Raw genomic sequence first — 14,200 nt, 5'->3', positions numbered from 1 at the left:
TTCACGCGTCTTCTCCCCCGTTCACTTGCGCTGAATGTACGTCGCGACGCGTGATTCGCGTACGTTCAGCGCAAGTGAACAGGGAGGGAGAGGGAACCGGGTGCGTCAGCGGGCGCCGAGCAGGTGCTCGGTCGCGAGCTGCTGCAGCCGGACGAAGCCGAAGCCCTTGCCGCCGAGGTACACGTCGGTGTCGAAGTCCTCGTACGCGGAGCGGTCGGCGAGGAAGTCGTCGTACGACTCGCCCTCGTTGAGCGTCGGAATCGACAGCTCGGCGACGCGGGCGGCCTCGAGCGCCTCCTGCACCTCGGGGTCGGCGCGGAAGGCCGCAGCGCGCTCCTTGAGCAGCAGGTAGGTGCGCATGTTCGCGGCGGCCGAGTCCCAGACGCCCGTCTCGTCCTCGGTGCGCGACGGCTTGTAGTCGAAGTGGCGCGGGCCGTCGTAGGCGGGGACTCCGCCGGGGCCGCCGTTCTCGAGCAGGTCGACGAGCGCGAACGCGTTGTGCAGGTCGCCGTGGCCGAACACGAGGTCCTGGTCGTACTTGATGCCGCGCTGGCCGTTGAGGTCGATGTGGAAGAGTTTGCCGTGGTACAGCGCCTGAGCGATGCCGGCGGCGAAGTTCAGGCCCGCCATCTGCTCGTGGCCGACCTCGGGGTTGAGGCCCACGAGCTCGGGGCGCTCGAGCGAGTCGATGAACGCGATGGCGTGCCCGAGCGTCGGCAGCAGGATGTCGCCGCGGGGCTCGTTGGGCTTCGGCTCGATCGCGAAGCGGATGTCGTAGCCCTTGTCGGTGACGTAGTCGCCGAGCAGGTTCACGGCCTCGCGGTAGCGCTCGAGCGCCGCGCGGATGTCCTTCGCCGAGTCGTACTCGGCGCCCTCGCGGCCGCCCCACATGACGAAGGTCTTGGCGCCCAGCTCGGCACCGAGGTCGAGCTGGCGGAACACCTTGCGCAGCGCGAACCGGCGCACCTGGCGGTCGTTCGACGTGAACCCGCCGTCCTTGAAGACGGGGGCTGAGAAGAGGTTGGTCGTCACCATCGGCACGATGAGGCCGGTGTCGGCGAGTGCGCCCTTGAGGCGGTCGATCTGGGTCTGGCGCTCGGCATCCGTCGAGCCGAAGGCGAACAGGTCGTCGTCATGGAAGGTGAGGCCGTAGGCACCGAGCTCGGCGAGCTTCTCGACGGCGTGGACGACGTCGAGCGCGGGGCGGGTCGGTCCGCCGAAGGGGTCGGTGCCGTTGTAGCCGATGGTCCAGAGACCGAACGAGAACTTGTCGGCGCGGGTAGGGGTGGGCATGACGCTCCTTTGCGAGAAATGTTGCTGACGACAACCTATACCAGAACCGATGCCGCGTCCACTGTGCGATCGCGTCCCGGGTCGCCTCTACAGTGAGGGTATGAACGAGCCGGTGGGCAGTCGCCAAGCGAACCTGTCGCGGCTGCTGCGCCTGGCGCACCTGGACGGTCCCGTCTCGCGCGCGACACTGACCGGAGCGACCGGCCTCAACCGCTCGACGATCGCCGACCTCGTCGGAGACCTCGTCGCCCTGGGAGTCGTGGAGGAGCGCGCGCCCGACCCGAGCCGCCGCGTCGGTCGGCCGTCTCCGCTGGTGGCGCCGCACCCGCGCGTCGTGACGATAGCGGTGAACCCAGAGGTCGACGCGCTCTCGATGGCGGCCGTCGGGCTGGATCGCACAGTGCGTCGGCGCGAGCGCCTCGAGATGTCCGGCCTGCTGGGCCCCGAGCGGACGGCGCAGCTGATCGGCGAGCGCATCGACGCGTGGCGCGAGGACGACCTCGCCGAGGCGGCGATCGCGGGGATCGGCGTCGCGGTGCCGGGACTCGTCCGGGCTTCCGACGGCCTGGTGCGAGACGCGCCGCACCTGAAGTGGAGCGACACCGCCCTGCGCGAGCTCATCGAGACCGCGACGGGCCTTCCCACCGTGGTCGGCAACGACGCGGCGCTGGGCGTGCTCGCGGAGCACCTGTTCGGCGCCGCGCGCGGCATCGACGACGTGGTCTACCTCAACGGCGGCGCGAGCGGCATCGGCGGCGGCTTGATCGTGCACGGGATGCCGGTGGCCGGCGCCTCGGGCTACTCCGGCGAATTCGGGCAGAACCGCCCCGGCATCGCGTCGAGCGCCGATCGCCGCGCGAGTGGCGGCGTGCTCGAGGACGAGGTGAGCCGCGCACGCCTGCTCGCCGTCCTCGGTCGCGACAACGCCGACGAGCCTGCCCTCGCCGAGATGCTGCGCGCGGCGCGCTCGCCCGAGGTCCGCGACGAGATCGCACGGCAGCGCCGCATCCTGTCCACAGCCTTGGCCAATGCCGTCAACGTGCTCAATCCGGCCGTCGTGGTGCTCGGCGGGTTCCTGGCGATGCTCGCCACCGATGACCTGGACGGGTTCACCGAGGCGGTCGTCGCCCAGACCATGCCGGCGAACGGCGAGGACCTCGAGATCCGGCCGGCGGCACTCGCCGAGGATCGCCTGCTCATCGGCGCCGCCGAGGCCGCGTTCGCGGAGCTGCTGCGCGATCCGGCGGGTGTCGCGCTGAACTGAGCGGGCTCGGTCGTCGTCAGAGCGGCGGAGCGGTGGTGCCCCGCGGGATGAGCCGCGTCGGCAGCGTCACGTGCGTCGCCGCCGGCGTCTCGCCGTCCATGAGGGTGACCAGCAGCCGCGCCGCTTCGGCGCCCAGGGTCTGCATGGGCTGGCGGACCGTCGACAGGGCCGGCGTCGACTTGGAGGCCTCCGGGATGTCGTCGAATCCGATGATGGAGAGGTCACGCGGCACACCGAGCCCCAGCTCCGCGGCGACCTTCACGATCTCCATCGCCGAGATGTCGTTGGCGGCGAAGACGGCGGTGGGGCGATCGCCGCGTCGGAGCATCTCGAGTGCGGCGACGCGCACGGCGTCCTGGCGGTAGCTCCCCGAGCCGACCAGAGCCGGGTCGACCGTGATGCCGGCATCCGTCAGCGCCCGCCGGTACCCTGCGTCGCGCGCGATCGACGAACGCAGGTCCGGGCGGCCGGCGATGAAGCCGATCCGCGTATGGCCGAGCTCCAGAAGGTGTCGCGTCGCCTGCAGGGCGCCGCCGTAGCTGTCGGATTCGACGGTGGGCAGGTCGGCCGGCCCGGTATGCGGATCGATGGCGACCACGGGGACCTCGGCGCCGACGTTGACCACCGTGGGCGTGACCATGATGGCGCCGTCGATGAGCGTGCCGCTCAGGCGCGAGAGCGAGCGCCGCTCCCACCCCTCCGCCGAGCCGTGCGAGCCCGAGTACGCGAGGAGGTCGTAGCGCGAGTCGCGCAGCGCCTGCCCGACGCCCTTCAGGATCTCGGCGCTGAACGGCTCGAAGTCGGCGACCAGCACCCCGATCACACCCGTCGTGCGCGAGCGCATGCTGCTGGCGATGAGGCTCGACTCGTAGCCGAGTTCCGCGACGACGGCGAGGACGCGGTCGGCCGTCTCACTGGCCACGCCGTAGCGGCCGTTGACCGCCTTCGACACGGTGGCGACGGAGACGCCGGCCGCAGCGGCGACATCCGTGATGGTGGGACGACGCTTCATGATCTCGATAGCGTAACGGCATTGAAACCGTTTTCGAAAACGTTTGACAAACTATTTGTTGCGCACGCACACTTTTGCTTGCTCGGTCGCAGCGCCGAGCAGTGCGCGACCCGATCGCGCCGACCACCGCACCCCGGAGCAGAGGTGCTCCTCGATGAAGAGAAACGGGAATCACATGATGGGCAAGAGAATCCTCGCGGGTTCCGCAGCACTCGTCGTCGGCGCGCTCGCGCTCGCCGGCTGCAGTGCCGGCGGCTCCGACGAGAACAGCGACGGCAACGTCGAGATGACGCTCTGGCAGAACTCGACGACCGGTCCTGGCCAGCAGTTCTGGAAGGACGCGATCGCCGCGTTCGAGGAGGAGAACCCCGGCGTCACGATCAAGATGCAGTCGGTCCAGAACGAGGACATGGACGGAAAGCTGCAGACGGCTCTGAACGCGGGCGACGCGCCCGACATCTTCCTGCAGCGCGGCGGCGGCAAGATGACCGCGATGGTCAACGCCGGCCAGCTGATGGATCTGACCGACCTGATCGCGGACGACGTCAAGAGCGAGATCCCCGAGGGCTCGTTCGCCGCAGAGACGTATCAGGACAAGGTGTGGGCGATGCCACTCTCGGTGCTGCCCGGTGGGTTCTTCTACAGCCAGGACGCCTTCGACAACGCCGGGATCACCGAGACCCCCGAGACCATCGACGACCTTAAGACCGCGGTGACGAGCCTCGAGGAGACGGGCATCGAGCCGATCGCCCTCGGCGCGAAGGCCGCGTGGCCTGCCGCCCACTGGTACTACTTCTTCGCGATCCGCGAGTGCAGCCCCGAGGTCATCGAGGAGACGGGCGACACGAAGGACTTCAGCGACGAGTGCTGGCTGCGCGCCGGTGAGGACCTGGAGGACTTCGCGGCGATCAACCCCTTCAACGACGGGTTCCTCACCACGGAGCCGCAGCAGGGTGCAGGCAGCTCGGCCGGCCTCATCGCCAACCGCCAGGCCGCGATGGAGCTCATGGGCGCATGGGACCCGGGTGTGATCGCATCGCTGACGCCCGACGAGAAGCCGCTCCCCGACCTCGCGTGGTTCCCGTTCCCCGAGATCTCGGGCGGCGACGGTGAGCCGGGCTCGATGATGGGCGGCGTCGACGGATACTCGTGCTCGGTCGATGCCCCGGAGGAGTGCGCGGACTTCCTGAACTTCGTCGCCAGCGCCGAGCAGCAGACGGCGTACTACAAGGCGTTCAACTCGCCTCCGGTCAACACGGTGGCGCAGGAAGCGGTCACCGAGCCGTACCTCCAGCAGATCCTCGAGGCCTACAACAACGCTCCGTTCGTCTCGCAGTGGCTCGACACGGTGCTCGGCCAGAACGTCGGCAACGCCCTCAACGTCGCGGTCGTCGACATGCTCGCCGGCAACAGCGACCCGCAGAAGCTCGTCGACGCGGTCAACGCGGCAGGCAAGCAGGGCTGATCGTGTCTACCCGCGAGATGTCTTCTGACGCTCGCGGCCTTGCAGAGCACGACGGGGGCGGCACCACGCCGCCCCCGTCGGTGCCGCAGGGCCGCCGGCGCCCCCGAGGCCTAGGCTGGGCCGGCCGCCTCGAGGTCATGATCCTGGTGGGGCCGGCCCTGATCTTCTTCGTCGGCTTCGTGATCTTCCCGGTCATCATGGCCGCGTACTACGGGTTCTTCCGCTGGTCCGGCTTCGGCCCGGCGACCGAGTTCATCGGCCTGCAGAACTACGTCACGATCTTCACCGATCCGATCTTCCAGCAGGCGCTGGGGCACAACGCCTTCATCGTCGTCGCATCGCTCGTGCTCCAGGGCCCGGTCGCGATCCTGCTGGCGCTGCTGCTCAACCGCAGGATGCGCGGTCAGTCCGTGATCCGTGTGCTCATCTTCGTCCCCTACGTGATCGCCGAGGTCATCGTCGGCACCGGGTTCAGCCTCATGCTGGCCACGAACGGAGCGGTGAACGGCTTCCTCGAGAAGGTCGGACTCAGCTGGCTCGCGCAGGACTGGCTCGCCGACCCCAGCATCGCGATCTGGACGCTCATGGCGATCCTCACTTGGAAGTACATCGGGTTCGCCGTGATCCTCTTCCTCGCCGGGCTCCAGGGGATTCCGCAGGAGCTGTACGAGGCCGCCGCGATCGACGGCGCGTCCTACTGGCAGATCCAGCGGACGATCACCCTCCCGCTGCTGGGGCCGACGCTTCGCATCTGGGCGTTCCTCTCCATCATCGGCGCGCTGCAGCTCTTCGACCTCGTCTACATCATCTGGGGTCAGTACGTGTCGTCCGTCGCGGGCACCAACACGATGGCGATCTACATGGTCGCGACCGGACGCAACTCCGGGAACTTCGGGTACGGCAGCGCCGTCGCCGTCGTCATCTTCGTCATCTCCCTGGTGGTCGCCCTGATCTACCAGCGCACGATCCTGCGCCGTGACACCGCGGGGGCCATCACAGAGAGGGGCGTCAAGTGAGCTCCACGGACTCGATGAGCACCCGGACCATCACCCTTCGCGACACGGTGCCCGGACGCCGCCGCGACGTCAACAAGCTCCCGTGGGGCAGCCCAGCGGTGTACTTCATCGCCCTGGTCATCATCGCGCTGATGCTCGGCCCCGTGCTGTACATCATCATCGGCGGCTTCCGCACGAACTCCGAGATCACCGTCGACCCGTCCGGCCTGCCGGTGAGCTGGAACCCGCAGAACTACATCGACGTCCTCACCAGCGGACTGTTCTGGACCGAGGTGCTGAACTCGACGATGGTCGCCCTCGCGACGACCGTCGGCGCGGTCGCGCTGGGGTTGATGGCGAGCTACGTCATCGCCCGGTACAGCTTCGCCGGTCGCGGGGCGCTGTACGCGCTGTTCGCCGCCGGCCTGATGTTCCCGATCACGGTGGCGATCACGCCGCTGTACATCGTGGTGCGCAACCTCGGGCTCATGAACACGCTCCCGGGCGTCATCCTGCCGCAGATCGCGTTCGCACTGCCGACGACGATCATCATCCTCGTCCCGTTCCTGAGGGCGATCCCCGACGAGATCCAGGAGGCCGCCTACATCGACGGATGCGGACGCCTGTCGTTCTTCTGGCGCATGGTGCTCCCGCTCGCGGTGCCCGGTGTCATCACCGTCGGCATCCTCGCCTTCATCGGAAGCTGGAACGGCTACCTGCTGCCGCTGTTCATCCTGAACGACGAGGCGCAGTTCACCCTCCCGCTGGGTGTCCAGGCGTTCTCGTCGCAGTACTCCGTCGATACGGCGAAGGTGCTCGCCTTCACGTCGCTGTCGATGCTGCCCGCGCTGGTGTTCTTCAGCCTGTTCGAGCGGCGGATCGTCGGCGGCCTGACGGGGGCGGTCAAGGGATGAGCGACGTCGTGATGTCCGCGGTCTCGCCGCGGGTGCAGTCCCTCCACGCGCAGATGACGCTGGACGAGAAGCTCGCGCAGCTCGTCGGCTACTGGGTCGACAAGGGCGGCGAGGTCGTCGCGCCGATGGCCGGCGAGCGGGGCAACACCGGCCCGTACGAGGAGGCGACGGCCCATGGCCTCGGTCACCTCACCCGCGTGTACGGCACGCGACCGGTGGATCCGATCGCGCGGGCCGAGTGGCTCTGGGCGGAGCAGCGGCGCCTGCGCGCCGAGACCCGCCTGGGCATTCCGGCGATCGTGCACGAGGAGTGCCTGACCGGGCTCGCGGCGTGGAAGGCCGCGACGTTCCCGACGCCGCTGGCGTGGGGCGCCGCGTTCGACCCGGAGCTGACCGAGGAGGTCGGTGCGGCGATCGGGCGATCCATGGCCGCACTCGGGATCCACCAGGGCCTCGCCCCCGTGCTCGACGTCGTCACCGACCCCCGCTGGGGCCGCGTCGACGAGTGCATCGCCGAGGATCCCTACGTCGTCGGCACGATCGGCACCGCCTACGTGCGCGGGCTGCAGTCGGCCGGGGTCGATGCGACCCTCAAGCACTTCGCCGGATACTCCGCGTCGCAGGCAGGCCGCAACCACGCCCCCGTGCAGATGGGGCGACGGCGGCTGCAGGACGTCGTGCTGCCTCCGTTCGAGATGGCGATCCGCGACGGCGGCGTGCAGTCGGTCATGAACTCGTACGCCGAGATCGACGGGGTCCCCGTGGCCTCCGACCCCACCCTGCTCACCGGACTGCTGCGGGACGAGTGGGGGTTCGAGGGCACGGTCGTCGCCGACTACTTCTCGGTCGCGTTCCTGCACTCGCTCCACGGTGTCGCCGCCGATCTCGGCGAGGCCGCGGTGCTCGCCCTCCGCGCCGGCATCGACATCGAGCTGCCCACCGCGGACGCGTTCGCGGCGCCGCTGCGGGCCCGGCTCGCCGCGCATCCCGAGGAGGTCGAGCTCGTCGACCGTGCCGTGCTGCGCGTCCTCGCACAGAAGGAGCGTCTCGGTCTGCTCGATGCCGACTTCGAGTCACCGCCGACCGAGATCGACCTGGACGATCCCGCGCTGCGTGCCCTAGCCCGGCGGGCCGCCGAGGAATCGGTCGTGCTGCTGACCAACGACGGACTGCTGCCGCTCTCGGCTCCCGGACGGATCGCGCTGATCGGCCCCAACGCCGACTCGGCCGAATCGCTCATGGGGTGCTACTCCTTCGCGAACCACGTGCTCGCGCATCACCCGGGCACGCCGCTCGGCTTCGAGATGCCGACCATCGCCGAGGCGCTGCGCGGCGAGTTCGCCAGTGCGCACGTGGTGCTGGAGCGCGGCTGCGAGGTCGAGGATCCCGACACCAGCGGGATCGCCGCAGCGGCGGAGGCGGCGGCAGCCGCTGACGTCGCGATCGTCGTCGTCGGCGATCGGGCCGGCCTGTTCGGCCGCGGCACCGTAGGCGAGGGCAACGACGTCGACGACCTCGAGCTGCCCGGCGCACAGCGCCGTCTCGTCGAGGCGGTCATCGCGACCGGCACGCCGACGACCGTCGTGGTGGTCTCCGGGCGCCCGTACGCGATCGGCTGGATGCTCGAGGGGCCGGACGCCGCGAACGCGGTGCTGCAGGCCTTCTTCCCGGGCGAGGAGGGCGGTCCCGCCATCGCGGGGATCCTGTCCGGCCGCACGGAGCCGTCGGGGCGCCTCCCCGTATCGCTCCCCCGGTCGGCGGGCGCCCAGCCCTACACCTACCTGCACCCGGTGCTGGGCGGCCCGACCGAGATCACGAGCGCCGACAACACCCCGGCCGTGCCCTTCGGCCACGGTCTGACGTACACGACGTTCGAGCGCGGATCGCTGATCGCGACGGATGCCGCGACCGACGGCATCCTGGACGTGTCGGTCGTCGTCACCAACACCGGAGACCGGCCGGGAACGGATGTCGTCCAGCTGTACGCGCGGGACCGGGTGGCGTCGGTCACGCGTCCGGTCGCGCAGCTGCTCGCGTATCAGCGGGTGTCGCTGGAGCCGGGCGAGTCGGTGTCGGTGAGCTTCGCCGTGCCGGCCACGCGCCTGGCGTTCACCGGGCGCGAAGGTCGCCGCATCGTCGAGCCGGGCGAGATCGACCTCTGGGTCGGCCCCTCGTGCGCGCAGCGCGACGCAGAGGTCCGGGTCGAGCTGACCGGCGACGTCCACGTCGTCACGGCAGCAGATCCCCGGGCCGCGACGGCCACGGTCCTGGCCGACGCGGACGCCCTGCCCGTGCGCTGACCCGGATTGCGAGGAGGGCCCCGCGGCGATGCGCCGCGGGGCCCTCCTCGCCTCTTCAACAGGTCAACCGCGCTTCTACAGGAGATCCAGCACGCGGTCCTCCTGCACAAGGCCGGTTGACCTGTCGGCGAAGGGACCGTGGGATGCCGTGAGCCCGGCTCCGGCATCCCGGCCGGCCGCGATGCGATGCGCCGTGAGGCCCTCGTTCACGCGCCTTCAACAGGTCAACCGCGCTTCCACAGGAGATACCGCGCGGGGATCTCCTGCACAAGGCCGGTTGACCTGTCGGCGAAGGGACCGTGGGATGCCGCGAGCCCGCGCTCGACCAACAGAACAGGGCCCCGCGGCGATGCGCCGCGGGGCCCTGTTCGTGGCGCGTACGCCCGCTACGCCAGGTCGAGCTCGACGGTGGCGAAGGAGTGCGGCGGCAGCGAGACGGTCAGCACACCCGCGTCGAGCGACGTGTCGAGCGGCGCCGGCGCCACGGCGTCGGGGGTCTCGGGCGTGTTGTGGGAGGCGGCATCCGTCCCCGTCAGCACCCGGGCACGCCGCACGGTGGCCGTGCGCCCGCGCAGGTCGACGCGCACGTCGAGCGGCGCGTCGAGCGACAGGTTCGAGAGCGACACGAGCGCTGAGCCGTCGGTGGTCGACGCCGACACCGACAGGCCGGGCACATCGTCCGCCGCCGTCGGCGACGACAGCACGTGCGCCGCCAGCGCGGTCGCGTCGTGGTGCCCGCGGTTCATCTCGAACACGTGGTAGGTCGGGGTGAGCACCATCGCGCCGTCGTCGTCGGTGAGGATCATCGCCTGCAGCACGTTCAGGGTCTGCGCGATGTTCGCCATCTTGAGGCGCCCGGCGTGGCGGTGGAAGGCGTCGAAGTGGACGGCGGCGACCAGGGCGTCGCGCACGGTGTTCTGCTGGAACAGGAAGCCGGGGTTGGTGCCGGGCTCGACGTTCCACCAGGTGCCCCACTCGTCGAGGATGAGGCCCACCTTGCGGTCGGGGTCGTACGAGTCCATGACGGCCTCGTGCCGGCGGATGACCCGCTCGATGTCGATCGCCTTGCGCATCGTGCCGTAGTACTGCTCGGCGTCGAACTCCGTCGCCGGCTCGGTGTTGATGCCCGCGCCGGCGTGCGAGTAGTAGTGGAACGAGACGCCCTGGAACACCGGCGACGGGTTCGACCCGCAGGTGAGGCATCCGAGCGACTCCATGAGCGCGCGGGTCCAGGTGATGTCGTCGTCGGATGCGCCGGCCGCGATGCGGTACAGGTCGTTGCCGCCGTGGTTGCGGCAGAAGGTGCCGTAGCGGCGAGCCTCGAGCGCGTACTGCTCGGCGGTCATGTTGCCGCCGCAGCCCCACGCCTCGTTGCCGATGCCCCAGAACGGCACCTTCCAGGGTTCGTCGCGCCCGTTCTCGCGCCGCAGCCGCGCCATCGGGCTGTCGCCGTCGCGCGTGAGGTATTCGACCCACTCGCTCATCTCGCGCACCGTGCCGCTGCCGACGTTGCCGTTGACGTACGCGTCGGCGCCGAGCATCTCGCACAGGTCCATGAACTCGTGCGTGCCGAAGTGGTTGTTCTCGACGACATCGCCCCAGTGCGTGTTGATCATCTGCGGCCGGTTCTCGCGGGGTCCGATCCCGTCGCGCCAGTGATACTCGTCGGCGAAGCAGCCGCCGGGCCAGCGCAGATTCGGGATGCCGAGCGCCCGCAGCGCCTCGACCACGTCGGAGCGGATGCCGCGCACGTTCGGGATCGCGGAGTCCTCGCCGACCCAGAACCCGCCGTAGATGCAACGGCCGAGGTGCTCTGCGAAGTGGCCGTAGAGGTGGCGGCTGATGACGTCGCCGGGGACGTCGAGGTCGATGACGGCGCGGGCCGTGGTCACAGGCTTCTCCATTCGGATGCGGGGGTCAGGGGGACGAGGGACGGGCGCTCCGCCGTGGTGCGCAGCGGGACGCGCACGCCGGACGCGGCCGAGTCCGACAGGGCCGTCATGATCTCGAGGACGTGCAGCGCGATCGCGCCACTCGCTCTGCCCGGCCCGGCGACGAAGTCGAGCAGGCCGATGCCCCGGCCGGCATCCGCGTACCCGGCCGACGGCTCCAGGGTCTGCCACGAGCCGCCACGGGGGTGGAACTGCACGTCGCCGGCGAACATGTTGGGGTCGGGCACGATCAGCGACCCGTCGACGCCGTGCACCTCGATCGGCGCCGCGGTCGAGCGGACGCCGTCGAAGCTCATGGTCACGGTCGAGATCGCTCCGGATGCGTGATGCAGGATGCCGGTCAGGTGGGTGTCGACGTCGACGCCGATGCTCTCCCCCGCCCGGGGCCCGGCGCCGATCACACGGACGTCGCGCGAGCGCGACGCGGCGCCCGAGACGGCCTCGACGGGTCCGAGCAGCTGCACGAGCGATGTGACGTAGTAGGGACCCATGTCGAGCAGCGGCCCGCCGCCCTCGCGGTAGTAGAAGTCGGGATGCGGATGCCACGACTCGTGGCCCGCCGAGATCCACATGGCGGATGCCGACACCGGCCGCCCGATCCGCCCCTCGTCGATCGCCGCGCGCGCGGTCTGCACGCCGGTGCCGAGCACGGTGTCGGGCGCACCCCCGACGCGGACGCCCGCGGCGGCTGCGGCATCCATCACCCGCGTCGCATCCGCGAGCGTCGCCGCCAGCGGCTTCTCGCCGAAGACGTCCTTGCCGTGCGCGATAGCGGCCAGAGCCACCTCGGCGTGTGCGGCGGGGATCGTGAGGTTGAGGACCGTGCCGACGCCGGGATCGGCGAGCATCTCGTCGGTGCCGAGCGCGCGGCAGCCCGGGATGCTCTCGGCCGCTGCCTGCGCTCGGGAGGCGTCGAGGTCGGCGACCGCGGCGATCCGCACGCCCTCCGCGCCCAGGAGCGTGTCGAGGTACTGGCGCGAGATGACGCCGAGCCCGACGATGCCGATGTCGGTCGCGGTGCCGGGGCCGACGCTGCCCGGGGTCATCGCGCCGCCCACAGGATGCCGCGCTCGATGATGGTGCGGACGTTGGCGTCCTGCAGCACGTCGAGGCTGTGACCGGGCGTCGACACGAAGACGCGCCCCTGGCCCCAGTCCCGCGTCCACACGGCCGGCGACGTGATGGGCCGGTGCCACGGGTGATACGGCTGCACCGGGTGAGTGGTCGTGGCGAGCACGTCGATGAGGTCGTCGTAGAGCACCCAGTACTGCTCGGTGGTGAGCGGGAAGTCGTCGATGCCGGCGGTGATCTCGTGCCGGCGGCCGAGGTCGGTGATCTCGACGGTGTAGTCCAGGTAGTTGTCGGTCTGGTCGCCGTGCACCTCGTCGGGGTGCTTCGAGGGGTGGGTGGCGAACTGGCCGCCCACGAGCTGCAGGTAGTCAGAGCTCGCGCGGAAAGAGTCGGCGATGCCGCCGTGCCATCCGGCGAGCCCGGTGCCGGCGGCGACGGCCTCGCGGAGCCCGCGCACCGCCTCGTTCGACGCCTGCGACATCGTGACGGACTGCAGCACGAGGTCGGTCCCGGCCATGCGGTCGGCGTCGGCATACACCTCAGGGTCCTCTTCGACGGTGACGTCGAAGCCGCTGTCACGGAGGAACGGCAGGAACAGCTCGGTCGCCTCGACCGGGTGATGGCCGTCCCATCCGCCACGGACGACGAGAGCGGTGCGGGTCATGAGAGGTTCCCTTCCACGGGGCGTTCGGGGGCGTCGACGGCGCCGGCGGCGACCGTCGTCAGGATGCTGTCGTGCGCGGCGCTCTGCTCGACCGCGGCGAGCACGCGCTGCACCTGGGTCGCGTCGGCGAAGGTGGGCGACACGGGGATCTCGCCGGCGACGGCGCGCACGAAGTCGACGGCCTGGTGCGTGAACAGGTGCTCGTACCCGAGTCCGTGGCCGACGGGCCACCACGCGCCGGCATACGGATGCTGCGCCTCGGTGACCTGCACGCGCCGGAAGCCCTGCGCGACATCGTCGGCGGCGTCGTACACCTCGAGCTCGTTCATCCGCTCGAAGTCGAACGCGATCGCGCCGCGGTCGCCGTTGATCTCGATGCGGTTGGCGTTGCGGCGTCCGGTCGCCAGGCGCGTCGCCTCGAAGACGCCGAGGGCGCCGCCGTCGAACCGGGCGGTGAACGCCGCCGCGTCGTCGACGGTGACCGGGAGCCGGTCGGAGGTGTCGGCGGCGACGCCGCCCAGGCCCTCCACCGCCCCGCGACGCGGTCGCGACGTGACGAAGGTGCGCAGGGTCGCCGAGACCGCCGTGATGTCCTGGCCGGTGAGCCACTGCGCGGTGTCGATGCTGTGTGCGCCGATGTCGCCCAGCGCGCCCGAACCCGCCCGATCACGGTCCAGCCGCCAGGTGTGGGGCGCGTCGGGGTCGCTCAGCCAGTCCTGCAGGTACTGCGCCCGCACGTGCCGGATCTCGCCGACGCGACCCGCCGCGATGAGCTCCCGCGCGAGGGTGAGTGCGGGGGTGCGGCGGTAGCTGAAGCCGCACATGGCGACGACGCCGGCGCGGGATGCGGCATCCGTCATCTCCTCCGCCTCGGCGACCGAGTTCGCCAGCGGCTTCTCGCACAGCACGTGCTTTCCGGCGGCGAGCGCGGCGAGCGCGATCTCGGCGTGGGTCTGGCCGGGGGTGCAGATGTCGATCACGTCGATGTCGTCGCGTTCGACGGCCTCGCGCCAGTCGACCGAGTGCTCCGGCCACTCCCAGCGCGCTGCGGCCTCGGCGGTCGCGTCGGCGCGATGCCCGACGAGCAGCGCCGGCTGTGGAGTCAGCGGCAGGTCGAAGAAGCGCGGCGCGGTGCGCCAGGCATGGGTGTGCATGCGGCCCATGAAGCCGGTGCCGATCAGTGCGATCCGCAGCGGCGATGTCGTCGTCGTCATCGGGTGTGCCCTTTCCAGCCACAGACGATGCCATCGCCCGCTCGGCGTCGCGACAA

12 protein-coding genes are annotated in these 14,200 nt (G+C 70.5%); 5 read left to right on the top strand and 7 right to left on the bottom strand.

Features of this window, described 5'->3' with window-relative positions; genetic code table 11:
- Positions 1-105: 105 nt before the first annotated feature.
- Positions 106-1,293, bottom strand: a complete 1,188-nt coding sequence (gene xylA, locus MRBLWS13_RS15615; protein ID WP_349426248.1) for a xylose isomerase — start codon at positions 1,291-1,293, stop codon at positions 106-108.
- 100 nt (positions 1,294-1,393) lie between these two features.
- Between xylA and MRBLWS13_RS15610 the strand changes: the two genes are divergently transcribed.
- Entirely contained in the window at positions 1,394-2,557 is a 1,164-nt protein-coding gene (locus MRBLWS13_RS15610) for an ROK family protein (protein ID WP_349426247.1), read from the top strand.
- Between the two features lie 16 nt (positions 2,558-2,573).
- Here the strand turns inward: MRBLWS13_RS15610 and MRBLWS13_RS15605 are convergent, their stop codons facing one another.
- Positions 2,574-3,569 (bottom strand): LacI family DNA-binding transcriptional regulator, encoded by a 996-nt coding sequence (locus tag MRBLWS13_RS15605; RefSeq protein ID WP_349426246.1) that lies wholly within the window; start codon positions 3,567-3,569, stop codon positions 2,574-2,576.
- A 175-nt stretch (positions 3,570-3,744) separates the two neighbouring features.
- On the opposite strand from MRBLWS13_RS15605, the gene MRBLWS13_RS15600 reads away from it, so the two are divergent.
- From MRBLWS13_RS15600 to MRBLWS13_RS15585, 4 genes are read left to right on the top strand one after another with little or no spacing between them, the layout of a single operon-like run.
- Complete coding sequence (locus MRBLWS13_RS15600) at positions 3,745-5,034, top strand: extracellular solute-binding protein (RefSeq protein WP_349426245.1); 1,290 nt, start codon at positions 3,745-3,747, stop codon at positions 5,032-5,034.
- A gap of 17 nt (positions 5,035-5,051) precedes the next feature.
- A complete protein-coding gene (locus tag MRBLWS13_RS15595) occupies positions 5,052-6,050 on the top strand; it encodes a sugar ABC transporter permease (RefSeq protein WP_349426244.1) in 999 nt (332 codons plus the stop codon).
- Between the two features lie 14 nt (positions 6,051-6,064).
- A complete protein-coding gene (locus tag MRBLWS13_RS15590; protein ID WP_349429083.1) occupies positions 6,065-6,943 on the top strand; it encodes a carbohydrate ABC transporter permease in 879 nt (292 codons plus the stop codon).
- A complete protein-coding gene (locus MRBLWS13_RS15585; protein WP_349426243.1) occupies positions 6,940-9,243 on the top strand; it encodes a glycoside hydrolase family 3 N-terminal domain-containing protein in 2,304 nt (767 codons plus the stop codon). The genes MRBLWS13_RS15590 and MRBLWS13_RS15585 overlap by 4 nt, the downstream gene beginning before the upstream one ends.
- A gap of 75 nt (positions 9,244-9,318) precedes the next feature.
- Here the strand turns inward: MRBLWS13_RS15585 and MRBLWS13_RS15580 are convergent, their stop codons facing one another.
- The 5 genes from MRBLWS13_RS15580 to MRBLWS13_RS15560 form a co-directional block, all read right to left on the bottom strand.
- On the bottom strand, positions 9,319-9,453 hold the full coding sequence (locus MRBLWS13_RS15580; protein ID WP_349426242.1) for a hypothetical protein: 135 nt from the start codon (positions 9,451-9,453) through the stop codon (positions 9,319-9,321).
- 176 nt (positions 9,454-9,629) lie between these two features.
- The gene (locus MRBLWS13_RS15575; RefSeq protein ID WP_349426241.1) at positions 9,630-11,135 is read right to left on the bottom strand and encodes an alpha-L-arabinofuranosidase C-terminal domain-containing protein; all 1,506 of its coding nucleotides are present in this window, start codon (positions 11,133-11,135) and stop codon (positions 9,630-9,632) included.
- Positions 11,132-12,241: a Gfo/Idh/MocA family oxidoreductase gene (locus MRBLWS13_RS15570; protein ID WP_349426240.1), complete on the bottom strand. Its 1,110-nt coding sequence runs from the start codon at positions 12,239-12,241 to the stop codon at positions 11,132-11,134. Before MRBLWS13_RS15570 ends, MRBLWS13_RS15575 begins: the two co-directional genes overlap by 4 nt.
- Positions 12,238-12,930, bottom strand: a complete 693-nt coding sequence (locus MRBLWS13_RS15565; protein ID WP_349426239.1) for a ThuA domain-containing protein — start codon at positions 12,928-12,930, stop codon at positions 12,238-12,240. Before MRBLWS13_RS15565 ends, MRBLWS13_RS15570 begins: the two co-directional genes overlap by 4 nt.
- Positions 12,927-14,144, bottom strand: coding sequence for a Gfo/Idh/MocA family oxidoreductase (locus tag MRBLWS13_RS15560; RefSeq protein ID WP_349426238.1), 1,218 nt, complete (start codon positions 14,142-14,144; stop codon positions 12,927-12,929). The genes MRBLWS13_RS15565 and MRBLWS13_RS15560 overlap by 4 nt, the downstream gene beginning before the upstream one ends.
- Positions 14,145-14,200 lie beyond the last annotated feature (56 nt).

This window comes from Microbacterium sp. LWS13-1.2, assembly GCF_040144835.1.
Lineage (GTDB): Bacteria > Actinomycetota > Actinomycetes > Actinomycetales > Microbacteriaceae > Microbacterium.
The sequence above is the reverse complement of the archived record's forward strand: the minus strand, read 5'-3'. Positions and strand labels throughout refer to the sequence as shown.